The organism is Agromyces lapidis (assembly GCF_009749405.1).
Taxonomy (GTDB): Bacteria; Actinomycetota; Actinomycetes; order Actinomycetales; family Microbacteriaceae; genus Agromyces; species Agromyces lapidis.
Window position 1 is genome coordinate 1 of record NZ_WBIQ01000010.1, and the last position, 24,358, is coordinate 24,358.

19 protein-coding genes and 3 tRNA genes are annotated in these 24,358 nt (G+C 70.3%); 5 read left to right on the forward strand and 17 right to left on the reverse strand.

Annotated features, from left to right (window positions below; all coding sequences use genetic code 11):
* Positions 1-229: 229 nt before the first annotated feature.
* Positions 230-3,136, forward strand: coding sequence for a glycoside hydrolase family 32 protein (locus GQQ93_RS16150; protein ID WP_157425529.1), 2,907 nt, complete (start codon positions 230-232; stop codon positions 3,134-3,136).
* Between the two features lie 339 nt (positions 3,137-3,475).
* Here GQQ93_RS16150 and GQQ93_RS16155 read toward each other — a convergent pair whose 3' ends face one another.
* From GQQ93_RS16155 to GQQ93_RS16195, 9 genes are all read right to left on the reverse strand, one after another.
* Positions 3,476-4,726 carry a type II toxin-antitoxin system HipA family toxin gene (locus GQQ93_RS16155; RefSeq protein ID WP_157425282.1) on the reverse strand — a complete coding sequence of 417 codons (1,251 nt, stop codon included), beginning with the start codon at positions 4,724-4,726 and terminating at the stop codon, positions 3,476-3,478.
* Positions 4,723-5,019, reverse strand: coding sequence for a helix-turn-helix domain-containing protein (locus GQQ93_RS16160; RefSeq protein ID WP_157425283.1), 297 nt, complete (start codon positions 5,017-5,019; stop codon positions 4,723-4,725). The genes GQQ93_RS16155 and GQQ93_RS16160 overlap by 4 nt, the downstream gene beginning before the upstream one ends.
* Before the next feature lie 299 nt (positions 5,020-5,318).
* On the reverse strand, positions 5,319-5,543 hold the full coding sequence (locus GQQ93_RS16165) for a helix-turn-helix transcriptional regulator (protein ID WP_157425284.1): 225 nt from the start codon (positions 5,541-5,543) through the stop codon (positions 5,319-5,321).
* Positions 5,544-5,710: 167 nt separating this feature from the next.
* Positions 5,711-5,787, reverse strand: a tRNA-Met gene (locus GQQ93_RS16170).
* 44 nt (positions 5,788-5,831) lie between these two features.
* Positions 5,832-5,903 (reverse strand) — tRNA-Thr (locus GQQ93_RS16175).
* Between the two features lie 139 nt (positions 5,904-6,042).
* Complete coding sequence (locus tag GQQ93_RS16180) at positions 6,043-7,950, reverse strand: glycoside hydrolase family 13 protein (RefSeq protein WP_157425285.1); 1,908 nt, start codon at positions 7,948-7,950, stop codon at positions 6,043-6,045.
* Positions 7,951-8,232: 282 nt separating this feature from the next.
* Positions 8,233-9,156 carry a sugar ABC transporter permease gene (locus tag GQQ93_RS16185; protein ID WP_157425530.1) on the reverse strand — a complete coding sequence of 308 codons (924 nt, stop codon included), beginning with the start codon at positions 9,154-9,156 and terminating at the stop codon, positions 8,233-8,235.
* Between the two features lie 62 nt (positions 9,157-9,218).
* Complete coding sequence (locus GQQ93_RS16190) at positions 9,219-10,847, reverse strand: ABC transporter permease subunit (RefSeq protein ID WP_157425286.1); 1,629 nt, start codon at positions 10,845-10,847, stop codon at positions 9,219-9,221.
* 136 nt (positions 10,848-10,983) lie between these two features.
* Complete coding sequence (locus GQQ93_RS16195) at positions 10,984-12,216, reverse strand: sugar ABC transporter substrate-binding protein (RefSeq protein WP_157425287.1); 1,233 nt, start codon at positions 12,214-12,216, stop codon at positions 10,984-10,986.
* Between the two features lie 242 nt (positions 12,217-12,458).
* On the opposite strand from GQQ93_RS16195, the gene GQQ93_RS16200 reads away from it, so the two are divergent.
* Positions 12,459-14,153, forward strand: a complete 1,695-nt coding sequence (locus GQQ93_RS16200; RefSeq protein WP_157425288.1) for a glycoside hydrolase family 13 protein — start codon at positions 12,459-12,461, stop codon at positions 14,151-14,153.
* A 131-nt stretch (positions 14,154-14,284) separates the two neighbouring features.
* Here the strand turns inward: GQQ93_RS16200 and GQQ93_RS16205 are convergent, their stop codons facing one another.
* Together GQQ93_RS16205 and GQQ93_RS16210 are read right to left on the reverse strand one after the other, a co-directional pair.
* Entirely contained in the window at positions 14,285-15,148 is an 864-nt protein-coding gene (locus GQQ93_RS16205; protein ID WP_157425289.1) for a DUF559 domain-containing protein, read from the reverse strand.
* A gap of 248 nt (positions 15,149-15,396) precedes the next feature.
* Entirely contained in the window at positions 15,397-16,890 is a 1,494-nt protein-coding gene (locus GQQ93_RS16210; RefSeq protein WP_157425290.1) for a M23 family metallopeptidase, read from the reverse strand.
* On the opposite strand from GQQ93_RS16210, the gene GQQ93_RS16215 reads away from it, so the two are divergent.
* The gene (locus GQQ93_RS16215) at positions 16,889-17,251 is read left to right on the forward strand and encodes a hypothetical protein (RefSeq protein WP_157425291.1); all 363 of its coding nucleotides are present in this window, start codon (positions 16,889-16,891) and stop codon (positions 17,249-17,251) included. The two genes, GQQ93_RS16210 and GQQ93_RS16215, sit on opposite strands and share 2 nt — an antisense overlap.
* Before the next feature lie 346 nt (positions 17,252-17,597).
* On the opposite strand, the gene GQQ93_RS16220 is transcribed toward GQQ93_RS16215, so the two are convergent.
* The 5 genes from GQQ93_RS16220 to GQQ93_RS16240 all read right to left on the reverse strand — a co-directional run bounded on the left by GQQ93_RS16220 (position 17,598) and on the right by GQQ93_RS16240 (position 21,206).
* Positions 17,598-18,470: an inositol monophosphatase family protein gene (locus GQQ93_RS16220; RefSeq protein WP_157425292.1), complete on the reverse strand. Its 873-nt coding sequence runs from the start codon at positions 18,468-18,470 to the stop codon at positions 17,598-17,600.
* A 99-nt stretch (positions 18,471-18,569) separates the two neighbouring features.
* Positions 18,570-18,654: transfer RNA gene (locus tag GQQ93_RS16225), tRNA-Tyr, on the reverse strand.
* Between the two features lie 78 nt (positions 18,655-18,732).
* Positions 18,733-20,109 (reverse strand): cupredoxin domain-containing protein, encoded by a 1,377-nt coding sequence (locus tag GQQ93_RS16230; RefSeq protein ID WP_157425293.1) that lies wholly within the window; start codon positions 20,107-20,109, stop codon positions 18,733-18,735.
* A 40-nt stretch (positions 20,110-20,149) separates the two neighbouring features.
* A complete protein-coding gene (locus tag GQQ93_RS16235; protein WP_157425294.1) occupies positions 20,150-20,995 on the reverse strand; it encodes a PH domain-containing protein in 846 nt (281 codons plus the stop codon).
* Between the two features lie 13 nt (positions 20,996-21,008).
* A complete protein-coding gene (locus GQQ93_RS16240; RefSeq protein ID WP_157425295.1) occupies positions 21,009-21,206 on the reverse strand; it encodes a hypothetical protein in 198 nt (65 codons plus the stop codon).
* Positions 21,207-21,336: 130 nt separating this feature from the next.
* Here GQQ93_RS16240 and GQQ93_RS16245 point away from each other — a divergent pair, with 130 nt between their 5' ends.
* Complete coding sequence (locus GQQ93_RS16245; protein ID WP_157425296.1) at positions 21,337-22,356, forward strand: LacI family DNA-binding transcriptional regulator; 1,020 nt, start codon at positions 21,337-21,339, stop codon at positions 22,354-22,356.
* A gap of 72 nt (positions 22,357-22,428) precedes the next feature.
* Positions 22,429-22,917 (forward strand): YajQ family cyclic di-GMP-binding protein, encoded by a 489-nt coding sequence (locus tag GQQ93_RS16250; RefSeq protein ID WP_157425297.1) that lies wholly within the window; start codon positions 22,429-22,431, stop codon positions 22,915-22,917.
* A 61-nt stretch (positions 22,918-22,978) separates the two neighbouring features.
* On the opposite strand, the gene GQQ93_RS16255 is transcribed toward GQQ93_RS16250, so the two are convergent.
* On the reverse strand, positions 22,979-24,136 hold the full coding sequence (locus tag GQQ93_RS16255; protein ID WP_157425298.1) for a hypothetical protein: 1,158 nt from the start codon (positions 24,134-24,136) through the stop codon (positions 22,979-22,981).
* Positions 24,137-24,358: the final 222 nt, after the last annotated feature.

Sequence of the window (24,358 nt, forward strand, 5' to 3'; positions counted from 1 at the left end):
CGGGCGCGGGCGGGCGGGCGGGCGCGGGCGGGCGCGGGAGCGGGAGCGAGCGCACGCGCGGGCGGAGCGAGCCGGAGCGGGGCGCGCGCTTGCATTGTCCGCCGGACACTGCGTAGCATCGCCGACGTCAACTGACAACGATGTCACTCTCGTGACGAGTTCCGCGCAATGAAGGGCGAATCGATCGATGACGACGGTATCAAGATTCCGTTTGGCCGCAGTCGCGGCCATGACCGCGGCGGGCTGCGCGCTCGCCGCAGCGGCACCGGCGGTGGCCGATGACGCACCCGACCCGGCGAGCGAGCAGTACCGGCCGTACCTGCATTTCTCGCCCGAACGCAACTGGATGAACGACCCCAACGGCATGGTCTACGAGAACGGCACCTGGCACCTGTTCTTCCAGCACAACCCGAACGGCACGCGGTGGGGCGACATGAGCTGGGGCCACGCCACGAGCACCGACCTCGTGCACTGGAAGGAGCAGCCGCTCGCGATCCCCCAGACCTTCGACGAGTCGGGCACGGCGATTGAAGACATCTTCTCGGGCTCGGTCGTCGTCGACGAGGGCAACACGACGGGCTTCGGCACCGTCGACGACCCGGCGCTCGTCGCGATCTACACGAGCGCGTACACCGGTGCCCACCCGACGCACGCCGGCAAGCAGGCGCAGTCGCTCGCCTACTCGCTCGACCACGGGCAGACCTGGACGAAGTACGAGGGCAACCCGGTCTCCGACCGCGACTCGGCGAACTTCCGCGATCCCAAGGTATTCCGCTACACGAACCCCGAGTCGGGTGAGTCCTACTGGGTGATGGCCGCGGTCGAGGCCACGAGCTACCAGGTGATCCTCTCGCGAAGCGACGACCTCAAGACCTGGACCGAGCTCAGCACCTTCGGCCCCGCGAACGCGACCGGCGGCATCTGGGAGTGCCCAGACCTGTTCCCGCTCGCGGTCGACGGCGACCCGGCGAACACGAAGTGGGTGCTCGTCGTGAACCTCAACCCGGGCGGGCCGAACGGCGGCTCGGGCGGCCAGTACTTCGTGGGCGACTTCGACGGCACGACGTTCACCTCCGAGAGCACGGTGAGCGCCGACCAGCTGCCCGAAGGCACCGTGTTCGCCGGGTTCGACGACGGCACCTACGACGGCTGGACCGTGAACAACGAGCCGGGCAATTGGAAGAACGGCCCCTGGGGCGACGCGCCCGCGGCCGGCAGCCTGCCCGGCCAGAACCCCGTGTCGGGCCACATCGGCGCCGGCCTCGTCAACGGCTTCAACGACGGCGACTGGCCCGTCGGCACGATCGACTCGCCGACCTTCACCGTCGAGAGCGACGTCGTGAACCTGCTCGTGGGCGGCGGCAACCACCCGCACGTCGAGGGCGCGCAGCTCGGCAACGAGCCGCCGGCCGGTCGAACCCTCTTCGACTTCGAGCTGCCCGACGGCACGACGCTCGCCGACAGCGGATGGAACATCACGGGCGACTTCGCGACCGATCCGGCGCGCAATCCCTCGACCGCGGGCGGCGAGTACTTCCTCGGCCAGAAGCGCATCAACACCTGGGAGGGCGGGCCGAAGGGCGACGACAACACCGGCGACCTCACCTCGCCGGCGTTCACGATCGAGCCCGGCGAAGACCACCTGAGCTTCCTGCTCGGCGGCGGCACGCGCACCGACGGCTCGCTCGAGGTGCAGCTCCTCGTCGACGGCGAGGTCGTGCGCACGGCGACCGGCCCCGAGGCCGGCGCCCTGAACTGGCGCAGCTGGGATGTCGCGGAGCTCGCCGGCCGTGAGGCGACGCTGCGCGTGCACGACGCCGCCACCGGCGGCTGGGGCCACCTGACCGCCGACCACTTCGTACTGGGCGCCGAACCGGCGGTCGTTCGCTCCGATGAGACGACCGTCAACCTCGTCGTCGACGGCGAGGTCGTGCGCTCGGCGACCGGCACGAACAGCGAGGGCCTCGACTGGCGCAGCTGGGACGTCTCGGAGTTCGCCGGCCGCGAGGCATCCATTCGCGTGGTCGACAACAACCGATCGGGTTGGGGGCACCTGCTCGTCGACCAGGTGATGTTCTCGGATGCCGCGGCGACGCCACGCATCGAAGGGTACGACTGGCTCGACTGGGGCCGCGACTACTACGCCACGGTGTCGTTCAACGACGCTCCCGACGGCCGACGGGTGATGCTCGGGTGGATGAACAACTGGGACTACGCGCAGGACATCCCGACCGGCTCGTGGCGCAGCGCGATGACCCTGCCGCGCGAGGTCGCGCTCGTGACGACGCCGAAGGGGCCGCGCCTGACGCAGCAGGTCGTGCCCGAGTTCGCCGAGCTCGAGCAGGACGACCGCGCGTACACCGATCCCGCGTCGGCCGCCGGGGGCCGCGCGATCGCCTCGGGAACCGAGACCCTGCCGGTCTCGGGCGACCGGGTGCGCATCGACGCGGTCATCGAGCCGGGTTCGGCGGATGCCGCGGGGCTGACCGTGCTCGGCGACGACGAGTCCGCGACCCGCATCGGCTACGACGTGGCGTCGGGCCGGCTGTTCGTCGACCGTCGCGACTCGGGTGTCACCGACTTCCACCCCGGCTTCGCCTCGCTCGACGACGTCGCCGTGCCACTCGCCGACGGGCGCATCGCGCTCACCGTCTGGGTCGACCGCGCCTCGGTCGAGGTGTTCACCGCCGACGGTCGCACGACGATCACCGACCAGGTCTTCCCGAACGCCGGGGCCGACCGCATCGGGCTGTTCGCCGACGGCGGCGACGCCGCGCTCGAGTCGCTCACGGTGACCCCGCTCAACGGGGCGATGTGGAAGGAGGCCGGGGTCGACGAGGCGACGTCGGCTCCGCCGGCGGCCGAATTGTCGTCGACCTCGGGCCCGAAGTCGGCCGACGAAGACGGGCGCTATCTCGTCAAGGTGAAGGTGGGCAAGGGCCAGCCGACGACCGTGGTGCGACTGCTCGAGGGCGGCGAGGTCATCGGCCGCGTGTACCGCACCGCCGACGCCGACCGCATGGTGGAGTTCCCGTTCGCGGATGCCGCGGCCGGTGAGCACCGCTACACGGTCGAGCTCGAGAACTCGGCGGGCGTGACCGATGGCGGCGAGCTCACGGTGCGCGTCGCCGGATGAGACCGGGTGGGGTGCCCGTCGTGCTGACCGGGCGCCCCATCCGCTTCACGGGGCGATCCCCGTACACCGCATTTCGCCGCGGAAGGGTCGGCTCGGAGCCCTGCGAGGCCCGCGCACCCGCTCTCCTGCGGCCGGCTTCGGCGAGCTGCGTCGCCCCGCCAATAGATTGGAGGTCCGTGATGCCTCCTGCTGATGTGCTGTGGTCGTTCGCCCTCGTCGTCGGTCTGCTGACGATCACTCCTGGTCTGGATACTGCCCTCGTGCTCCGCACCGCGGCTGTCGCCGGCCGCGGACGAGCTGTCGGTGTCACCGAATGATCGATCCGAGCCGGCGCCGGTGTCAGGCTTCGCGGAGGATCTGAATGCCCGAGCTGAATGAGTCCTCGAAGCGAGTCAATTGCGCCCGCGGTACACCGTTCCGGCTGGCAAACTCGCGCCAGTTGTCGACGATATCGGCCGTCTCGCTGATCACGGTCCGAGCCCCAGTCAGAGTGAGCCTGCAGGCGCGAGCCAGTTCGATGAGCCCCTCTGCCTCGTCGTCGGGGCTGTCCGCGCCGGCGATCGTGGTCTGTCGGAATTCCGGATCGGGATTCGGGTTGATGTCGAAGGCGGGGCTGAACGTCCAGCCGCCGCGGACGCGGAGGAATCCGTGGTTGCGAAGGTGGTCGTCGGTGTTGTTCAGGCCGATGCTGAGGGCGACGCGTCGAAAGAGCTGGTGGGCGTCATCGGTCGCTCTGGCACTGATCTCTGCGAGCCGATCGGCAAGATCGAGGTAATCGCCGTGTTCTCCGTCGCGATGTTCGAGCATGGTCATCGCGCTCACATACCCGATGCGTTGGCCGGATTCGTCGCGGTCGAACCGGTCGAGGAGGAGCACGTGTCGCCCATCGATCTGCGAGAGTCGGCGGTGGGGCACCTGGATGCCTACTGCGCCGGCGAGGTCGAGCGCCGTCGCCTCCCACGCCATGACGTCCCACTCGTCGTCGGGGTGGGGAAACTTCGCGATCAGTTGGCGGCCGTTCTCGTCGAGCACTGCGGCCTTCGGTCGTGCGCCGCCGAGTGAGCCTGTTCCTGCGGCGAGCAGCGCTTTCACGGCTTCGAAATCGTCGTCGTCGTCACCTGCGGCAGCCTCCGCGGCTCGGAGAAGTTCGGGCAACCGGACCATCCGCGGCACATCGTGGCCGGGGTCGAGGAATGGCGCGGTCGGGTCTCCGACGATGCGGTACCTCAGGGAGCCTTGGCGCGTGATATCGCTGACTCCGACCAGGTAGTCCGCGTCATCGAAATTCCGAGCCCGGCGCGACTCTGTTCGGGCGAGGGCTCGCTCGCGCTTCTTGATGAGGTTGCGGCCCCACCTATCTGGGGCCGAGTCGGCGAACGCCCCAGGGAGGCCCGATGTTTGCTGCGTTCCAGATACCAGGGGAAGTGCCGGATCGAGCTGGTATGCGCTTTCGTGCTCAAGATACGCGCGGTCGTACTGAAAAGTTGTGGTCGTCAGGGCGCCCCTGCTGCGGTGGAACTGTGCGCGGCCGGCCAACACACTTGTGCCGCCGAGTTCGACATGGGCTTCGAGTTCGTCGTGGAGCGTCATCGGATGCGCTTCCGCTCGAGCTGGCCGGCGCGAGCTCGACCGAGGTCGGTGTCGAGCGGGTCCAGAGCGGTCGTGAGCGTGTCGAGAATACCGAGCGCGCGCGCCACGCGCAGCACGACATGGAAACTCACGCTCGGATCGCCGTGCTCGAGCTTGCGGAGGGTGTCTCGAGTGACGTCGGCGCGATCTGCGACCTGCGCCGCCGTCAGTCCGAGGATCTTTCGCCAGCCGGCGAAGTCCTCGCCGATCTCGTGGGCGGACCGGAGGATTGCCGGCGACAGATTCGAAACCATAGCGAGACCTCCTCGATAAAGACGAACTTTCTATGCACTATACCAATTAGCGGATAATTTGGTCGCCATTACCTGGGCGGTGAGGGTGTCGCCGTCGCCAAGCCGCATCCGCGTCGCGAGCTGCACCTTGAGCGCAGACTTCGCAGCACCGCGGCTCGCGGCCGTCGCCGAGACCTGCCGAGTCTCACCGTCCCAGTCGCTGAAGCGGGCGTACGCCGGAACCGTCCGGACCCGACCTGGTTCGTCCTGACGTCGCCGAAGGTTCCGATCGGCAGACGCGGCCGGCCGGCAATCAGCAGTCACCTCCCGCGATCGGATGGCACTGGATCGTGCAACGCGTCCATCCAGCTGAGCACTTCGGAGACCCGGTACCTGATCTCGCGCCCGACATGGATGCCGGCAGGGCCTCTGCCGACGGCGCGCAGGTCGTAGATCGCCTGCACGTGCACGCCGAGATACTCGGCGAGCTCGCTCGTCGTGAGGACCGGCTCGAGGCCGAGTCCGGAGAGTCGTTCGATGTCCATGACGCTAGGTGCCCCAGGCCATCCCAAGTCACACGGGATGCCTCGAACACCTTCCTCGTGGATGCCCGCTGAACGCGGGCGCCGGTGGAAAGCGTTGAATAAGCGTTGAACTCATCGAGTCCCTGCCCTTCGACAGGACAAGAGACACCAGGTCAACCAGAGATTTCTGGTAGCGAGGGCGGGACTCGAACCCGCGACACCACGATTATGAGCCGTGTGCTCTAACCACCTGAGCTACCCCGCCGCAAGGCTTCCGGCCGAAACGCGAACGCTCGAACCGAGAACCAGAGCCCCGAGTCAGGATTGAACTGACGACCCCTTCCTTACCATGGAAGTGCTCTACCACTGAGCTATCGGGGCGTGTGCCGCATTCGGCAACCGTACGAGGATATCACCTCTCGGAGGGTGCTTCGTACCACCGCCATGAGCACGCCGACACGCGCCGTCATCGCGTCGCCGAGCACGTCGACGAAGCGCAGACCGACCGCGCGCGCCCCGGTCACCACGCCGGCGCGACGACCCCGGGCATCCGCCAGGCGCCGAACGCGGGCCCGTCGGCGCTCGCGGTCACGACGTCGGCCGACGACGCATCGGATGCCACGAGCCGAACCCCTCCGAACGCGACGAGCGGCACGAACGGCACGAACGGCACGAGCGGCTCGCCGAGCGAAACGTGCAGCTCGACCGCCGCAGCCGAGCGCGCCGCCACGACGAGCACCGACTCCTCGGCCGACTCGCGCACGAACGCGACGAGTTCGTCGGTGACCGCGAGCCATCGCACGCCGCCGGTGGCGAGCACCTCGTGCGAGCGCCGCAGCTCGACGAGCCGACGGTACGCGTCGAGCACGGGCGCGACCGAGGCATCCTGCTCGGTGCCCCAGGGCATCGGCGTGCGCGAGGCCTCGCCGTCTTCGCCGGTGAGGCCGAACTCGTCGCCGGCCCACACCACGGGGATGCCGGGCATCGTGACCGCGAGTCCGAACCCGACGGGCACGGTGCCGGGGCGGGCGTTCGTCGCGAAGCGCGGGGTGTCGTGCGTGTCGAGGGCGTTCATGCCGCCGAGGCGGGTGCGCCACGGGTAGCCCGCGGCGAAGCGCAGGTGCGCGTCGACGAACTGGCGGCCCGTGAACACGGGCACCTGCGCGAGCGCGAATCCGATGCCTCCGCCGGCGGGGCTGCCGGGCGCCTGCAGCCAGCTCCAGAGCGGACGCGTGAAGGGGGTGTAGCTCATCGCGCCGTGCCACGCGTCGCCCTGGAAGTCGCTCGCCCCGTCGTTCGTCGACTCGCCGAGCAGGATCGTGTCGGGGTTCACCGCGAGCATCGTGCGCCGGATCGCCCGGCGCACCTCGCCGTTCAGGTCGACGCCGCAGAGACGACCGGTCATGTTGGCGACGTCGATGCGCCAGCCGTCGAGCCCGAACGGCGGCTGCAGGTATTTCGCGACGATCGAGTCGGGGCCGTCGACGAAGCGGCGGCGCAGCTCGTGCGACGACCAGTCGAACTTCGGCAGGCTCGGCACGCCGAGCCACGATTCGTAGCCGTTGGGCGCCTCGTCGTCGAAGTAGTAGAAGTCGCGCTCGGCCGAGGCCGGGTCGGCCTGCGCAGTGCGGAACCACTCGTGCGCGTCGCCCGAGTGGTTCGAGGTCAGGTCGCCGATGACGCGGATGCCACGGGCGTGCGCCGCCTCGACGAGGCGCACCAGGGCGTCGTCGCCACCGAGCAGCTCGTCGACGTGGTCGAAGGTCGAGGCGTCGTAGCGGTGGTTCGACCGCGCAGGGAACACGGGGGTCAGGTACAGCAGGTTCACGCCGAGGCCCGAGAGGTGGTCGAGCTTCTCGCGCACGCCGTCGAGGTCGCCGCCGAAGAACTGCGCCGAGCGCCCGGGCGGCTCGGGGTCGAGGGCATCGCCCCACTCGGCCGGGATCGCCCACTCGGGCGTCTCGCGCTCGTCGGCGGCGGTCGAGCGCGCGAAGCGGTCGGGGAACACCTGGTACAGCACGCTCTCGGCGACCCACTCGGGCACGGGCTCGTGCGCGACGAGCTTGAAGTCGTCGTGGTCGCGCGTCTCGACCTCAGACAATCCCACCTGGTTCAGCCAGTGCTGGCGGCCGTCGCCCCCGACGAGCAGCCAGCGGTAGCCGTGCACGGGGTTCTCGACCTCGACGCGCGCCTCCCACCAGGTCCAGCCGTCTCCGACCGCACCCACGGTCTCGCCCTCAGCCACAGGCGCCATGATGCACACCGCCTCGTCGAAGCGCGGCTCGCGGTTCGGGTTCGAGCGGGTGCCGACCCAGGCGAGCGGGCCGAAGCTCGCGGGCACCCGCAGGCGAACGCGCACGGTCTCGCCGAGCGCGGGGCTCTGCGTCGAGACGTGCAGGGGCGATCCGTCGTGGTGGGGGCTCAGCATGGAGACATCCTCTCGTGGGGCGGTGACACCGCGGCGCGCGGGCGCGACGCGGCGCTGATGCAATATGGAGCGTCGCCGGCGACCACGACGCGAAGGGAGCGATGGTGGCCAACGGAATCAAGGTGGTCGAGCGCTCGTTCTGACCGGATGCCTCGCGCCTGCCCGCACGAGCGGAGAATCCCTCGCCGGCACGGTATGCCCGTTCCGCCTCATCGTGAGGCGGAACTGGCATAGCTCGGAACCGGGTCCGTCGGCAGGTCCGGCACTCGGTGACGCGAACCCCTACTTGACGGCGCCGGCGGTGAGCCCGCCGACGATGTACTTCTGCAAGAAGAGGAACAGCGCGACGACCGGCAGCGCCGACATCACGGCACCTGCCGAGAAGGCGCTCCAGTCGGCGTAGCGCGGGTTCGACACGAGCTTCGTGAGGCCGACGGCGAGCGTCTGCTTGTCGGTGTCGATGAGCAGCACGGATGCCACGACGAACTCGTTCACCGAGGCGATGAACGACAGCAGCGCGACGACCGCGAGGATCGGGGCGACGAGCCGCAGGATGATCGTGAAGAAGATGCGCGCGTGGCCGGCGCCGTCGATCTTGGCGGCCTCGTCGATCGAGGCGGGCACGGTGTTGAAGAAGCCGTACATGAGGTACGTGTTCACGCCGAGCGCGCCGCCGAGGTAGACCATGATGAGGCCGAGGTGGGTGTTCAGCCCGATCGCGGGGAATAGGTCGCCGATCGTCGACATGAGCAGGAAGATCGCGACCACGGCCAGCAGCTGCGGGAACATCTGCACGACGACGATCGAGATGAGCCCGAACCGGCGGCCCGTGAACCGCATGCGCGAGAACGAGTACGCGGCGAGCGCCCCGAGGAACACGGTGCACACCGCGGTCGTGCCGGCGATGATCATCGTGTTCGCGAACCACGTCGAGAACGGCACCTGCGGGTCGGAGAGGATCCGCACGTAGCTGTCGAGCCCGATCTTCGAGAACAGGGCGTTCGAGCCGGTCAGCGTGCCGTTGGGGTTCAGCGACGACGAGACCACGAAGACGATCGGGAACAGCGAGAACACGACCATCACGACGCCGACGATGTGGCGCCAGCCGGTCGCCGCGAACCAGCGGCCGAAGCTGAACGGGCGCTTCGGCAGCGCGAGCGGCGCGTCGCCCCGCGACGAGAACGCCCGCGTCGAGGCATCCGTCATCTCTTCGATCTCGCCCGCGGCGAGACCCACGCCCGTGCCGGGCACCACCTTGCGAGCGGCCATCAGTTCAGCTCCTCGAGGCTCTTGGTTCGGCGGAAGGCGATGATCGAGATCACCGCGACCACGATGAAGATGATGATCGAGTAGGCGCTCGCAAGACCGTAGTCGCGCGTCTGGCCGGTGAATGCGACCTTGTAGACCATCGTGATCAGGATGTCGGTGAACCCGACCGGGATCGGCGCGTTCGAGTCGCGCGGACCGCCGTCGGTGAGCATGTAGATCGTGTTGAAGTTGTTGAAGTTGAACGCGAACGAGGCGATGAGCAGCGGTGCCACGGTGACGAGCAGCAGCGGCAGCTTGATCAGGCGGAAGATCGCCCACGGCTTCGCGCCGTCGACCTTCGCGGCCTCCTGGATGTCGTCGGGGATCGACTGCAGCGCGCCCATGCACACGAGGAACATGTAGGGGAAGCCGAGCCACAGGTTCACGATCAGGATCGAGACCTTCGCGAGGAGTGGATCGGTGAGCCACGGTATGGATGCCCCGCCGAGCAGCACCTGGTTGATGAAGCCGAAGCTCTCGTTCATCATGCCCGCCCAGACGAGCGCCGAGAGGAACGACGGGATCGCGTACGGGAGGATCATCAGCACGCGGTAGATCTTGCGGCCCCGCATGCGCATGTCGTTGAAGACGATCGCGAGGAAGAGCCCGAGGAAGAAGGTCGATGCGACCGAGATGAGCGCGAACGCGAAGGTCCAGGCGGTCACGTAGAGCAGGGGGCCCGCGAGGCGCGTGTCGGTGACGGCGCGCACGAAGTTGTCGAAGCCGACGGTGATCTGCCAGCCGGGCAGCAGTTGCTCGCCGCCATCGGCGGTGAACGCCCCGACGCCGGTGTCGGAGTAGACCGTGCCGGTCGTGAGGTCGGTCATGGTGCCTGCGGCCTCGTCGTACTCGAGGGTCGAGACGTAGAGGTAGCCGGTCGAGCCGTCGGGCGTGCGGATCGCGCCGTCGTTCGGGTCGTCGGAGGCGGGCACCGCGAGCGCGGTGACCTCGTCGGTGCGCTCGAGCACGTCGGCGAACTGCAGCGTATTCCAGCCGTCGGCCGAGACGGCGACATCGCCGTCGAATTCGGCCCCGGATGCCTCGGTGAGCGGTTCTTCGTTGGTGCCGACGAGGGCGTCGCCCTCGGGGTCGGTCACGAGCAGGCCCAGCTCGCCGGCGCGCTCGACGACGGTGACGCCGTAGGCGGGCGAGTCCTCGACCCGCTCGAGCGAGGAGGCCATGAGCGAGGAGACGGCCTGCTCCTTCGAGCCGTTGTGGCCCGTGCCGTAGTTCGTGAAGGCGATGTACCCGGTGTAGAGCAGCACGAACACCTGGAACACGACGAGGAAGATCACCCCGGGCGTGAGGTACTTCGCGGGGAGCTTGCGGCGCGAGAAGTAGATCCAGTTCACGAGCGCCGTGACGGCCGCGACGATGACGAGCACCGCCCACTGCTCGTGCAGCGCGAGCACGAACACGGCGTACAGCGCGAGCGCGTCGACGAGGCCGAGCGCGAGCAGCTTGACCAGCAGCATCTTGATGCCGCCGGAGGCCTGCTCGGCGATGCCCGCAGCGCGACGCTGCTGCTTCGTCTGCTTCGTCGGCGTCGGGGGTTCGTCCTCGCGGACGTCCTCGGTCGCGATGCTCATAACTGGTGCCTGGTCCTTCGTGTCGCGGCTGGGGTGCAGAGCGATCGTCGGTCGAGTAGGGAGCGGAGCGACCGTATCGAGACCCCGTCGAGGGGCTCGATACGGCGCTGCGCGCCTACTCGACCGACGTCACCGATCAACCTGCGTCGATCGCAGCCTGCACGTCGGCGGCGAGCTTCTGCCACGTGGCGACCGGGTCGGCACCGTTGATGATGTCGGCCTCGGCGATGCCCCAGTACTGCCACACCTTGCCCATCGCGGGGATGGCCGGCATCGGCACGGCGTCGGCACCGACGGCGGCGAAGCCCTCGATGATCGGGTCGCTCGACGCGGTCTCGGCTGCGGCCGAGTTGGCGGGCAGGATGTTGCCGGCCTCGAACAGCTCGAGCTGCGTCTCTTCGCTGCCCAGGTAGTTCACGAGGAAGTCGTTCGCGGCGACCTTGTTCTTCGACTCGGCCGAGACGAAGAAGCCCTTGACGCCGGCGAACGGCTGGGTGGCCTCGCCGGTGGGGCTCGGCGCCGGGTCGATCGCGACGTTGATGCCGGCGTCGACGGCCGCGCCGACGTTCCACGGGCCGGTCAGCCAGAAGGCCGACTTGCCGGTGAGGAAGCTGTCCTTCGCGATGTCGCCGTCGATGTCGGTGTTGAACGCCTTGGTGCCGTTCTTGCCCTGCGTGCCGAGCCAGGTGGCGAAGGCGTCGCCGCCGGCGTTGCCGATCTGGAGGTCGTCGGCGTTGTAGCCGTTCTCGTCGCTGCCGAAGACGGGGGCGCCGAACGCGGTCTGGAAGGGGTAGAGGTGGTACGGGTTGCCCTCGGCGCCCTGCTCGACGACGAACGGCTGGGTGAGCCCGGCCGCGGTGCCCTTGGCGAGCATGTCGTCGAAGCTCGTGGCGGCCTCGGGAATGAGGTCGGCGTTGCGGAGCACCGCGATGTTCTCGACCGCGTAGGGGAGCATGTAGGTGGTGCCCTCGTAGGTCGACGCGTCGACGGCGACCTTGAGGTAGTCGGCAGCGGAGTCACCGAGCTCGATCGGGGCGACGACGCCGTTGGTCGAGAGCTCGCCGAGCCAGTCGTGGGCGCCCATGGTGATGTCGGGGCCCTTGCCGGTCGGAACCTGCTGGATGAAGTCGTCCTTGATGTCGGCGTTGTCCTTGCCGACGAGCTTCACCTCGACGCCCGTCTCGTCGGAGTAGGCCTTGGCCGCGCCCTTCAGCGCGTCGACGCGCTCGGCGTCGACCCAGACGGTCAGCGTGCTCGCGCTCGACTCGGTGTCCGAACTGCCATCGGCACCGGCGCAACCGGCGAGACCGAGCGTCGCGACGACCGCGACCGCACCGGCCGCAAGGAGGCTCTTCCTGTTCACCCTCATTGGTGTGTCCTTCTCAGTGTGCGTGAGATCGGCGCCTTCGCCTGGTGGCTCGAACCGCACACCGTGCCCGAAAGGCCGTTCTTCCTGTGTCGCTCACGATTGCAAGCGATTACAGGTATACCCTGCTTTCCATTGAACGCCAAACCGGCTGAAGTTGATCGATATCCGTTCGTGATGATCGAACATCCTGCGATTCCTGCAAGCGTTTCCACGGTGTATCAAGATGTCGTACAGTTTCCGTCATGACTTCCGAATGGTGGCGCACTGCCGCGATCTACCAGATCTACCCCCGCTCCTTCGCCGACGCGAACGGTGACGGCATGGGCGACCTGGCCGGTATCACGGCGCACCTCGCCGACCTGGCCGAGCTCGGCATCGACGCGATCTGGCTCTCGCCGTTCTACACCTCCCCCCAGCGCGACGCCGGCTACGACGTCGCCGACTACTGCGACGTCGACCCGCTCTTCGGCACCCTCGCCGACTTCGACGCGATGGTCGCCGAGGCGCATGCACGAGACATCCGCGTCATCGTCGACCTCGTGCCGAACCACTCGAGCGATCAGCACGACTGGTTCCAGGCGGCGCTCGCGGCGCCCGCCGGCAGCGCCGAGCGCGCCCGCTACCTCTTCCGCGACGGACGCGGCACCGACGGCGAGCTGCCCCCGAACAACTGGGAGTCGGTCTTCGGCGGCCCCGCGTGGACCCGCGTCACCGAGCCCGAGGGCACGCCCGGCCAGTGGTACCTGCACCTCTTCGACTCGTCGCAGCCCGACTTCGACTGGACCAACGAGGAGGTCCGCGAGGAGTTCCGCCGCATCCTGCGGTTCTGGCTCGACCGCGGGGTCGACGGATTCCGGGTGGATGTCGCGCACGGCATGATCAAGGCCGAGGGCCTGCCCGACTGGACCCCGCCTGCCGAGGGCGGCAGCATGGGCGGCGCGGGCGGGGTCGGCGGGGCCGGCGTTCCTCTCGAACCCGCCATCTCGACCGAACCCGGCGACGGCGCGCCCTACTGGGGCCAGGACGGCGTGCACGAGATCTACCGCGACTGGCGGGCGCTGCTCGACACGTACCCGGGCGAACGCATCCTCGCCGCCGAGGCCTGGGTCGACCCGCTCCCCCGCGTGGCGAAGTGGGTGCGCCCCGACGAGATGCACCAGGCCTTCAACTTCGCCTACCTCGAGACCCCCTGGCAGTCGGATGCCCTGCGCCGCGTCATCGACGACTCGATCGCCGCGTTCGCAGCCGTCGGCGCCCCCTCGACCTGGGTGCTCTCGAACCACGACGTCGTGCGTCACGCCACCCGGCTCGCCCTCACCGAGCCGAACCCGCAGGGCCACGGCGTCGGCCCGCGCACGCCCGGCCTCGGCGACCCCGAGACGGGCCTGCGCCGCGCCCGCGCCGCGACCACGCTGATGCTCGCCCTGCCCGGCTCGGCGTACCTGTACCAGGGCGAAGAGCTCGGCCTGCCCGAGGTCGTCGAGCTGCGCGACGACGCCCGCCAGGACCCGACCTGGTTCCGCACGAACGGCGAGCGCTACGGTCGCGATGGATGCCGCGTGCCGCTGCCCTGGACGGCCTCCGCGCCGTCGTACGGCTTCGGCCCCACGGATGCCGCGTGGCTCCCCCAGCCCGAGTCGTGGGCGTCGTTCGCACGCGATGCACAGCGCGGGGCGCCCGATTCGACGCTCTCGCTCTACCGGGCGCTCCTCGCCGGGCGCCGCACGCACGGCCTCGCCTCGGGCTCGCTCGAGTGGCTGGCGGGCGAGACCCCCGAGGTGCTGTCGTTCCGCAACGGCGACGTGATCGTCGTGGCGAACACCGGCTCGGCGTCGGTGGCGCTGCCCGCGGGCGAGGTGCTCCTCGCGAGCGGGCCGCTCGACGAGGCATCCGTGCTGCTGCCCGGCGACACGACCGTCTGGCTGCGCACCGCGTGACCGCTGCCGCGTGACCGCTGCCGCGGCTTCTGCAGGAAAATTGCTCTGAATCAACCTGACAGGCAGGGATAGGGCCTGATTTCCTGCAGAAGCAGCGACGGCGGCGCTGCAACTCAGGGCATCGGATCAGCTCAGGTCAGCTCTCGTGCTGCCCGACCCCACCGGTGCAGCCCGCGACTCACGAGATCGAGTACCCGGCGGTGTGTCTCGTCCCAGTCCTCGATGACCATGCGGTACGAAAGCCGGACGACGAGATACCCCCGCAGGCTCAGCTCGAGATCCTGCCGCCGATCGCGGTCGAAGTCGTCACCCGAGTGGAAGCCACGGCCGTCGAGCTCGATCACCAGCCGATCGCCGACGAGGATGTCGACCCGACGCACGTCCCCGAGACGGACCTGTGTTCTGACCGGCACGCGCACCCGGTGGAAGAGCAGTCGCGCGATCGTCTCCAGACCAGAATCGCTCAGCGGCGATGCCAGCTCGATCGGCCGGCCGGCCCAGGCCGGCGCGAGGGCGCCGATCATCGCGAGCGCCTGCATCGGCAGCACTCCGCGGTTCAGCGCCGATTCGAGCGCGACCATCGCCGGCACCGTTCCGGCGCACCGGAACATCTCGGCGAGACTGCGGATGAGCCCGTCACGGCCCAGGCGATCACCGGTGGATCTGGGCCCGCCCGCGGGACGATAGTGCAGGCACACGCCGTGCACGTCGGCATCGAGCCGGGCGCGAGCGTCGTCGGGCGAGCGGAGCCTGCTCGCCGTCGAGGGCACGCGCACGTGAAGGCGTTCGTCGTCGAGCGTCCACAGGCCGTGCAGCTTCGCCACCGAACCCGCAGTGAGCGCCCCACCGACTCTGACGGCGCGGATGACGTCGTGGTCGACCGGCGGCACGGCGAACCAGCCCCGGCGGATCATCGTGAGCTCGCCCCGACGCACACCGTCCGCGATCCGACGGTGGTCGAGCCCTGCGGAGGCGAGCCCCGACGACCGGATCACTCCGCCTCCGCGGAGAATGCTCACCACCGATGGAGGCGGCGTGGCGGCAAGGTTCATGCGAACACCATTCCGGAACGCGCCGCGGTGCACCCGCGATGTACTCAGGATGAGCGCAGCACCGACCAGCGAACGCGCCTGTGGAGGACAAGTGCGCCGATGCGCCGCTTGTGCAGGAGATTGGGCGCCATCCCAAGCCCACAGCCTGTCTCAGTGCAGTTTTCCTGCAGAAGCCGCGAAGCGGGAGCAGCTCAGTTCGTGTTGGCGTAGAGCCACTCGAGCGGGTCGACCCATTCGCCGTCCATGCCGCCGATGCGGATCTCGAAGTGCAGGTGCGGGCCGGTCGACATGCCGGTGTTGCCGGTCTCGCCGATGACGTCGCCGACCTCGACGGTGTCGCCGATCTCGAAGAGTCGCGAACCCTCGACCATGTGCGCGTAGACGCTCGTGATCGTCTGGCCGTCGATCTCGTGCTGGATCATGATGACCGTGCCGAGCGACCCGCCCGAGTCGGTCGACTCGACCACGACACCGTCGGCGATCGACTGGATGTCGGCGCCGTAGCCCGGGTTGAAGTCCTGGCCGTGGTGGTCGCTCGAGCAGCCCGCGCAGTCGCGGTAACCGAAGCGGTCGCCGATGTGCACGCCGACGGCGAATGGCCACTGCACCGTTCCGGAGGGGTTGTTCGTGAAGGTGGCCTCGGCGCGGATGCCCGCGGCCTCGGCGTACTCCTCGATCGTCTGGGTCTTGTACCCCTCGCTCTCGACGCCCTGGGCGAGCACGCCGTCGTTGATCTCGACACGCTGGCCGTCGATCGTGGTCGTCGACGCGTCTTCGAGGGCCATGGCCTGCACCTCGGCCGGGGTGAGCAACGACAGCGACGGCACCGAGGTGGCGACGGCGAGCATCGCCGCGAAGCCCATCGCGACCACGCTGGCGATGCTGCGGGTGCGATTTCGGGTGCGGCGCTGAGTCGGCCGTGCAGGCTGCGAGGCGGATGCCGCGGGGCGGGCGCCGACCGCGGGCTGACGACCGGTGGCGCGCGACGCGCCGCCTGCGGTTCGGCGGGCGGATGCCGCGGGGTGGGACTCGGGTCCGTCGATGACGCGCTGGCGACGGCCGGCGGGCGCTGCGTCGAACGCCTCGGCCTCGGCACCGGCGGCGGCGATCATCGCGGCGAGGTCATCGCTCTGCCCGACGGCGTCGCGCGGCGCGAGGGGGATCTCGGTGGCGGCGGCGAGCAGCTCGGGCGCGGGGATCGGCACGATGATCGGCTCGGTGCGAGGCCCGGAGGCGGCCCCCGCGATGAGCGAGGCGAAATCGGCCGATGCCGACGTGGCGGCGGCCGCGGTGGCAGCCCCACCGGCGACCGGCGGAGCAGAGGGCACCGCGGCGGCAGCACCTGCAGCAGCAGTCGCACCGGCAGCAGCACCCGCGGCGCCGCGGCGCACGCCGCGAACCTCGGGCTGCGCTTTGGCGCCGAGGCGCCCCTTGCCGGCCTTGGCCTGCTTCTCGGCCTTGCGGCCGGCGCGGTCAGTGCGGGCCGCGCGGTCGCTGCGGGCACCGCGACCCGTTCGACGGCCGGCGTCGGTGAGCTCGTCTGCCGCGTCGTCGGCGCCGAGGCCGGCGAAGAGGTCGTCGAATCCGGCGGGCTCGGATGCCTCGGGCTGGGGCCGGGTGCGCGGCGCGACGACGGGCGGCGCGGCCGCGATGGACGGTTCGGCCGGCCGAGCCCCGGCGGACATGACGGAGGCCGAGCGACGGGCGACCGGGTGGTCGATCGGCTCGGCCTCTGCGGGCGTTGCGGGGGTGGAGCGGGTGCGCGTCTGCTGGGCTTCGGCGACGGGGGACGAGGTCGGGGCGTTCGCGCCCGAGAACAACTCGTCGAAGCTGGGATGCGACGGCTGCGCGGGGGCCACGGGCTGGGCCGATGCATATCGGGCCGGCGCGGGCTGGGCGACCGGCGGGTGCGCGGCCGTCGCGCTCGCGACTCCTGCGCTGGGAGGCGTCGATGCGGCGGGCCGGCTCGGCGCCTGCGGCAGCGACGCGTGCGACTGCTGCTGCGTCCACGAGGGCGGGACCGGGGCATCCGCCGTGCCGAACTGAGCCTGGGCCTCGTGACCGCCGTTCGCCGACGCTGCCAGCCGTGCTGCCTCGGTCTCGCGTTCGCGCAGCTCGCGACGGGTCAGGGGTCGCTCGGGCCGCACTTCAGCGCGGGTGCCTGGCGTTGATCCGTCGGGCACGAGGGGGGACTCGAGCACGTGTAGGGGGCTTTCGGCGTCGGGGGCGAGAGTTCTGTCGAGGAGGTGCTCATCTCGACGGCGCGCGACGAGATAACAGGTTGGTAAAGACTACCCGGAATCAGCGGTGAACGCTACGCGAAACCGCGGGATCCGTCGCGCGAACCGTGGGTGAACGCCCGTGTGCCGCGTCAGCCCGGGCGTCGCGGACGTCAGGACCCCGCCCCGGCTGCGGCGAGCGCGGCGACGAGTTCCTCGTAGAGGCCGGGCGCGGCGGCGACGACGAGCTCCTCGCCCTCGGGGCCGCCGCGCGCACCGCCCACCAGCGCGCCGGCCTCACGGACGATGAGCGCCCCGGCCGCGTGATCCCACGGGGCGAGTCCGCGCTCGTAGAACGCATCGAGTCGCCCGGCCGCGAGCGCGCACATCTCGAGCGCCGCCGAGCCGTTGCGCCGCACGTCGCGCACCTGAGGCAGCACCGCGAGCAGCACCTCGGCCTGCTCGCGCCGGCGCTCGGGCGCGTACCCGAACCCGGTGCCGACGAGTGCGCGCCCGAGCGGTACGCCGGTGTTGACCCGCAACGTCTGCCGCGCCCCGGCCCCGCCGTCCGCGGCCCCGCTCTCCGCGTCGCCACTGCTCAGCCGCGCTCCCCCGCCGGCGCTCGCCTCGAACACCTCGCCGGTCGACGCGTTCACGACGACCCCCACGAGGGCGCGCCAGCTCGAGGGCTCGGCCGGCCCCTCGACCACGGCGATGCTCACCGCCCAGCTCGGCAGCCCGTAGAGGAAGTTCACGGTGCCGTCGATCGGATCGACGACCCAGGTGAGCCCGCTCGTGCCGATGTGCGCCGTTTCCTCCTCGCCGAGGATGCCGTCGTCGGGCCGGGCGGCGAGGATGCGTTCGCGGATGAGCGCCTCGGTGTCGCGATCGGTCGCCGTGACGATGTCGGTCGGCGTGGACTTCGTCGCCGCGACCTCGACTCCCTCGCGACGCGCCCCGGCCGCGAACTCCGCGGCCCGTACGGCGATGTCGCGAGCGAGCGCGAGCAGGTGAACGAGATCGACGGATGCCACGTGCCCGGTCATGTCCTCAAGCTAGCGCGGGCCGTCGATGGATGCACCCCGCGCTGCGCACCGACGAGTGAGCCAAGAAACACGAAAACCCCGGCGAACCGGGGCTTTCACTGGTGGCGAGTGAGGGATTCGAACCCCCGAATGCTGAGCAGTCTGATTTACAGTCAGATCCCTTTGGCCGCTTGGGTAACTCGCCGTCGCACCCGACCACGTTCTGCACACAACCGGGGGCCTGACAAGGATACCCGTCGAGGCCTCGTGGCGGAAATCGAGCTCAGGAGGGGTTCGCCGGGCCCGTCGGAGGCTCCGACGGCGAATCCGACGACGGGCCGCTCGGCGGCGCTTCCGAAGCGGTCGCCGCGGGTGCACCGCGCCGACGCCGAACCGTCGCGAACACCACGGCGGCGGCTCCGGCGAGCAGCACGCCGGCCGCGATCGCGACGAACGGCGCGACGTTCGCCCCCGACTCGGCCAGCTCGCCGGTCGCGGCCGGCGCGGGTGTCGCCGGCGTCTCCGACCCGGGAGATGGCGACGGCGAGGGAGGCGGCGAAGCCGGCGGCGACGTCGGCGGCACCACGACCGGCTCGACGGCGATCGGCGGCACCTCGACCTCGGCCTGCGAGCCGTCGATGGTCACGGGGTCGGGCGGTGTGTATCCGGCCGGGGGCACGACGACGAGGGTGTACTCCCCCGCCTGCGGAAGCTCGACGGTGAAGTCGCCGTTCTCGTCGACCGGCACCTGCAGTTCTTCACCGGTGACGTCGCGCACCGGTTCGCCGTCGGCGTCGTCGACCTCGACGACCGTTCCGGGCGGCGGCGGCGCGCCACCCTCGAGCTCGACCGTGCCGGTCACCGTGGTCTTCGCGGCGGCGACGGCGAGCCAGAACTGATACGACGGCGAACCGTTGACGGCACCGTAGAGCAGCTCGATGCGGCGCACCGCGGGGTCGGGCCGGAACCCGAGGTAGGCGCCCGTCGTGTCGGTGAAGTTGCCGACGAGCGTGCCCTCGACGAAGGTGATGCCGAAGTCGACGAGCGTGCCCGACCCGACCCAGCGCGGGAGGTCGGTGAACGGTCCGGGTCCGGCGCACGTGCTGGGCTTCGGCGACCCGGCCGCGCAGTAGTTGCCGGGCGTCAGGGCACCGAGCGCGTCGACCGGCAGTTGCACGCCGGCGTCGTCGAAGGCGGTCACGAACACCCAGTCGGCGTCGATGTCGCCGAGCGCGAAGCCCCAGTCGTCGCCGCGCGAGGCGCCCAGGTCGACGACGGTGCGCGACGGCGGCGGGTTGTCGACGGCGGGCGGGGTCGGCGCGAGCGCCCCCGTCTTCGGCCGGATCGTGAGGTACGGCTGCAACCGGCTCGACCCGTACTCGGTGCCGAAGTCGGTCGACGCGTTGAGGAACGCGCTCGCACCCGACGCCTCGGTCAGGGCGATCGAGTCGCTCGTGACGCTGATCGGCCCCGCGAACCCGGTCGAGGGCGGAAGCATCCCGGTCGCGGTGAACGCGCCCGCCGTGCCGCCGACCGTCCAGTCCGCGTATGCACCGATCTCGGTCGCCGGATCCACGGCGCTCGCGGGCGCGGCAACGCCGACGAGCACGAGCCCGATGATCCCGATTCCCCCTGCGAGCGACTTCCGCCGATTCGACATGTTCGCCATGCTTGCACATCTCGCCGCACAAGGGCCAGCCTCAGTTCGACGAACGCCACCAGGGCATCTCGGCCGTGTCGTTCTGGTCGCGTGCACTGTCGGGCTCGGCCGACGAGGCGCCGGCCGCGGCGGCGTTCTGCCGCTGCTCGTGGGTCGAGAGCCAGCCCTGATGCCCCTGCGGCGCAGTCGCCTGCACCGGCACCGGTTCGGTGCGCGGCTCACGGGCGTCGCCCGCGCCGCGCCCGTCGCGCGAGCGCTGCTCGCGGTCCCACTCCTCGCGGGCGCGGGCGCGCTCGTCGAGGGCGGCCTGTTCGGCACGCGCCCGCTCGGCGCGCTCGCGCGAGATGCGCGCCGGCTCGGAACGACGCTCTTCAGCGGAGGGCCGCGGACCCCCGCGCAGGCCGGCGCGCTGGATGACCCGCTGGATCGTGAGCCCGCGCTGGTTCGGCGAGGCGACGTAGCGGATCTCGCGGAGGCCCTGGTCCTGCGCGGCCGACTCGAAGATGAAGTGGCCGTAGTTGAAGATGCGGCCGATGAGCGGCTTGTGCACCGAGATGTCGAGGATTCGGGCGATCGGCATCGTCGCGATGCGCTGCGAGAGGATGCCGTGCACGCGGAACACCCGCATGTTGGTGATGACGAAGCGGTCCATGCGTCGCTGCAGGATGCGCCAGCCGCCGTGCAGCACGAGGAAGAGCGACAGGAAGAACGGCACCCAGTACAGCTGGGAGGGCAGCCAGGCGAGCAGGAACAGCACGGGCACCGCCGCCGCCATCTCGAGCGCGGCGAACACGTTCGACGCCCAGTGCTTGTGCACCTCGTCGATGACCACTTCACCGTCGTCGGCGATGAGGTGCCGCTCGATGTGCGGATCGAACAGGCTCACGGCGCGCTCCGGGCTATGACGAGAGCGAGGTGAAGAACGTGACGACGGATCCCGCGGCGTTGAACACTGCGTCGACCGCACCCTGCACGGCGTTGGCGGCGTCTTCGGGGCGGGTGATCAGGTAGAACGCGGCGAAGACCACGACGAGGCCCAGGACGATGCGCTTGACCCACTTCACGGCAGTGGTTCCCTTCGAGTGATGGATGGGCATGCCGACCACCCCTCGGGCAGACCCTGACCAAGGCATTCTTGCCTGAACCCGCCGGTCGTTCAACGCGCCGCGCCGCGCACGGACGGGTGCGAACGGTAGGATTCCAACCGGTTACGCGGAATGAGGGACCATGGCCGGCATCGAAGAGGTCGCGAAGCTCGCGGGGGTCTCCACCGCGACGGTGTCGCGCGCGCTCAGCGGCCGCGGCCACGTCTCGCCCGGTTCGAAGGCGAAGGTGCAGGATGCCGCGGCCCGCCTCGGCTACGTCGTCTCCTCGAACGCCTCCTCCCTGGCATCCGGGCGCACCCGCAACATCGGCGTCGTCGTGCCGTTCCTCAACCGCTGGTTCTTCTCCTCGGTGCTCGAGGGCGCCCAGCAGGCGCTGCTGCGCCGCGGCTACGACCTCACCCTCTACAACCTCTCGGGCGACGGCCAAGAGCGCTCGAGCGTGTTCGAGCACTTCCTGCTGCGCCAGCGCGTCGACGCGGTCATCGCCGTCTCGCTCGAACTCACCGAGCACGAGGTCGCCCGGCTCCACGAGCTCGGCAAGCCGCTCGTCGGCGTCGGCGGCCCGATCCCCGGGGTGCGCACCCTCACGATCGACGACGTCGCCGTGGCGCGGCTCGCCACCGAGCACCTCATCGGCCTCGGGCACCGGCGCATCGCCCACATCGGCGGCGACCTCGAGTTCGACGTCGACTTCCACCTGCCGACGAACCGTCGCCTCGGCTACGAGGGCGCCCTCCGTGACGCCGGCATCGAACCCGACCCGCGCCTCTTCGCCCCGGCCGACTTCACGATCCGCGGCGGCTACCACGCGACGAAGCAGCTGCTCGGGGCGCCCCACGACCGACCGACGGCGATCTTCGCCGCCTCCGACGAGATGGCGATCGGCTCGATCCTCGCCGCCCGCGACCTCGGCCTGGTCGTGCCGCGCGACGTGTCGATCGTCGGCATCGACGACCACGACCTCTCGGACTTCTTCGGCCTCACGACCGTCGCCCAGTTCCCCCGGCTGCAGGGCGAGCAGGCCGTCGACATCCTCATGGAGGCGCTCGAGCCCCCCGCAGACGCGGCGTCCGCGCCCGCAGCGACGCAGCTGCCGCACGAGCTCCGCGTGCGCTCGTCGACGGCCCGTCCGCCCGAGTAGCGGCATGGATGCCACGGCGCGCGCCCCGTGGCATCCGTTCGTGTGATTTCGGGGCTCGGTAGACTGACCCTCATGGCAGATTCAACGTTCGACATCGTGAGCAAGGTCGACCACATGGAGGCCGAGAACGCCGTCAACCAGGCGCGCAAGGAGGTCGAGCAGCGCTACGACTTCAAGAACGTCGGCGCGTCGGTCGAGTGGAGCGGCGAGAAGATCCTCTTGAAGGCGCAGACCGACGAGCGGGTGAAGGCCGTGCTCGAGGTCGTCGAGTCGAAGTTCATCAAGCGCGGCATCACGCTGCGGGCGCTCGACTCGGGCGAGCCGTATGCGTCGGGCAAGGAGTTCCGCATCGAGATCGCGCTGAAGAACGGCATCGACAGCGAGAACGCGAAGAAGATCTCGAAGATCATCCGCGACGAGGCGCCGAAGAGCGTGAAGAGCCAGATCCAGGGCGACGAGCTGCGCGTCTCGTCGAAGAGCCGCGACGACCTGCAGGCGACCATGGCGCTGCTCAAGGGCAAAGACCTCGACGTCGCGCTGCAGTTCACGAACTTCCGCTGAGCGGGCGGTCGGTCGCGCCACTGAGGTGACTTCGACGCCGTGAGGCGCCGTCGAACTCGCCTCACGGCGCCGAACCCACCTCAGGCGTGATGGCCTGCCGGGCGCGAAGCGCCGGTGCGTCCGGCGGGCCGATGAGCGCGCGGCGGGGTCGGGTGCGTGGCACACCCATCGCCGCGAGACGGCGCTCGACCGGGTGCTTGCGCGCAAGCTCGCCCCAGTCCCATCGGTCCATCGCGCGGACCCGACGACGCAGCGCGTTCTCGCGGTCCTTCTCCCTGACGACTCGTCGCGCGGCCGACTCGGCGGCGGTCCGTTGCACCCATGTGCCGGCACCGCGCACGCCTGCACCGCCTGCGCCCGCACCGCCCGCGCCCGCAACCGGGCCGTTCGCGCCACTCGCCAGGTCACGGGATGCCGCGGAGTTCGATCCGCCGGCACTCGAGAGGTACTTGCCGCGACCGTCGGCCTCACCGATCGCCCGCACCGAGGGCCACCAGAAATCCACCTCGGCGATCGTCCCGAGCTCCTCGAGCCGGAAGCTCTGCTGCAACACGGGCGGCTCGAAGCCGAACTCCTCGATGACCAGCCGACTCGCCGTCTCGAACGGCGTCTCTGCGCGGCTCGTCGCACGTTCGAGCACTGCCTCGGTTCGTCGGCTGCCCGGGTAGGGCAGCAGGCGCTCGTGCTCGGCACGCAGCCGCTCGATCGTCGTACGCGGCCCGCGGCCCGATCGGCGCGGCACCCAGAGCGCGGCGTCGACGGCGACGAGCGCGGCCGCGAGCGTGCCGACCCGGCACACCTGGATCAGCGTGAACTCCAACGACGTCGTCACGCAGTCGCCCACCCTCACGAGGGCCGGCGGGCGCGGCGCGCCGACCGCCACGACTCCCGCGCGGCGATGCCCGGTCGGCCCGGACGAGAGCACCGAGACCTCATGCGGCCACGCCCCGTAGCTCGGCAGCTCGAAGAGCGCGAGCGCCGAGAAGCCGGTGAACATGGGCGCCCGCATCGTCTCGGCCGCCGCACGCACGAGTCGGAGGTGGCGCAGCTCGTCGCGTTGCCAGGCGGGAACCGACTCGGCCGGCACGTCGGCGTAGAAGCCCCGCCGCACCCGCTGGAGGCGGCCGGCCGCAACCTCTGCCGCCAGGTGCTTCTGCATGGTGGCATCGCGCACGTCGGCGAATCGAATGAGTCCCGAAGGCAGGCGAGGCAGCTCCACCGGCCCAGCCTCGCGCCACCGGCACGAGCCGGAGACCTCGCCGCCCACTCTGTGCATCGATGCGCGGCGCCCTCCCCTGTGCAGGAGGCGTCGCCGCGCACGCGGAGAGCCGCGCCCGGAGAGGCGCCCCCGAGTGAGGTTCGCCGCCGAGACAGGTTCGAACCATGCTCACCGCGCGGCACTTCACTCACACGGGCGCGGGGACGGGGCACGGGCGGACGC

Bases quoted from the DNA above. Each gene is read 5' to 3' on its own strand.
- GQQ93_RS16215 (WP_157425291.1), top strand. From the start codon at position 16,889: ATGACGGAGGCCGAGCGACGGGCGACCGGGTGGTCGATCGGCTCGGCC.
- GQQ93_RS16195 (WP_157425287.1), bottom strand. From the start codon at position 12,216: ATGAGGGTGAACAGGAAGAGCCTCCTTGCGGCCGGTGCGGTCGCGGTC.
- GQQ93_RS16155 (WP_157425282.1), bottom strand. From the start codon at position 4,726: ATGACGCTCCACGACGAACTCGAAGCCCATGTCGAACTCGGCGGCACA.
- GQQ93_RS16190 (WP_157425286.1), bottom strand. From the start codon at position 10,847: ATGAGCATCGCGACCGAGGACGTCCGCGAGGACGAACCCCCGACGCCG.
- GQQ93_RS16180 (WP_157425285.1), bottom strand. From the start codon at position 7,950: ATGCTGAGCCCCCACCACGACGGATCGCCCCTGCACGTCTCGACGCAG.
- GQQ93_RS16220 (WP_157425292.1), bottom strand. From the start codon at position 18,470: ATGACCGGGCACGTGGCATCCGTCGATCTCGTTCACCTGCTCGCGCTC.
- GQQ93_RS16160 (WP_157425283.1), bottom strand. From the start codon at position 5,019: ATGGTTTCGAATCTGTCGCCGGCAATCCTCCGGTCCGCCCACGAGATC.
- GQQ93_RS16240 (WP_157425295.1), bottom strand. From the start codon at position 21,206: ATGCCCATCCATCACTCGAAGGGAACCACTGCCGTGAAGTGGGTCAAG.
- GQQ93_RS16200 (WP_157425288.1), top strand. From the start codon at position 12,459: ATGACTTCCGAATGGTGGCGCACTGCCGCGATCTACCAGATCTACCCC.
- GQQ93_RS16245 (WP_157425296.1), top strand. From the start codon at position 21,337: ATGGCCGGCATCGAAGAGGTCGCGAAGCTCGCGGGGGTCTCCACCGCG.
- GQQ93_RS16185 (WP_157425530.1), bottom strand. From the start codon at position 9,156: ATGACGGATGCCTCGACGCGGGCGTTCTCGTCGCGGGGCGACGCGCCG.
- GQQ93_RS16210 (WP_157425290.1), bottom strand. From the start codon at position 16,890: ATGTCCGCCGGGGCTCGGCCGGCCGAACCGTCCATCGCGGCCGCGCCG.
- GQQ93_RS16230 (WP_157425293.1), bottom strand. From the start codon at position 20,109: ATGTCGAATCGGCGGAAGTCGCTCGCAGGGGGAATCGGGATCATCGGG.
- GQQ93_RS16165 (WP_157425284.1), bottom strand. From the start codon at position 5,543: ATGGACATCGAACGACTCTCCGGACTCGGCCTCGAGCCGGTCCTCACG.
- GQQ93_RS16250 (WP_157425297.1), top strand. From the start codon at position 22,429: ATGGCAGATTCAACGTTCGACATCGTGAGCAAGGTCGACCACATGGAG.
- GQQ93_RS16150 (WP_157425529.1), top strand. From the start codon at position 230: ATGACCGCGGCGGGCTGCGCGCTCGCCGCAGCGGCACCGGCGGTGGCC.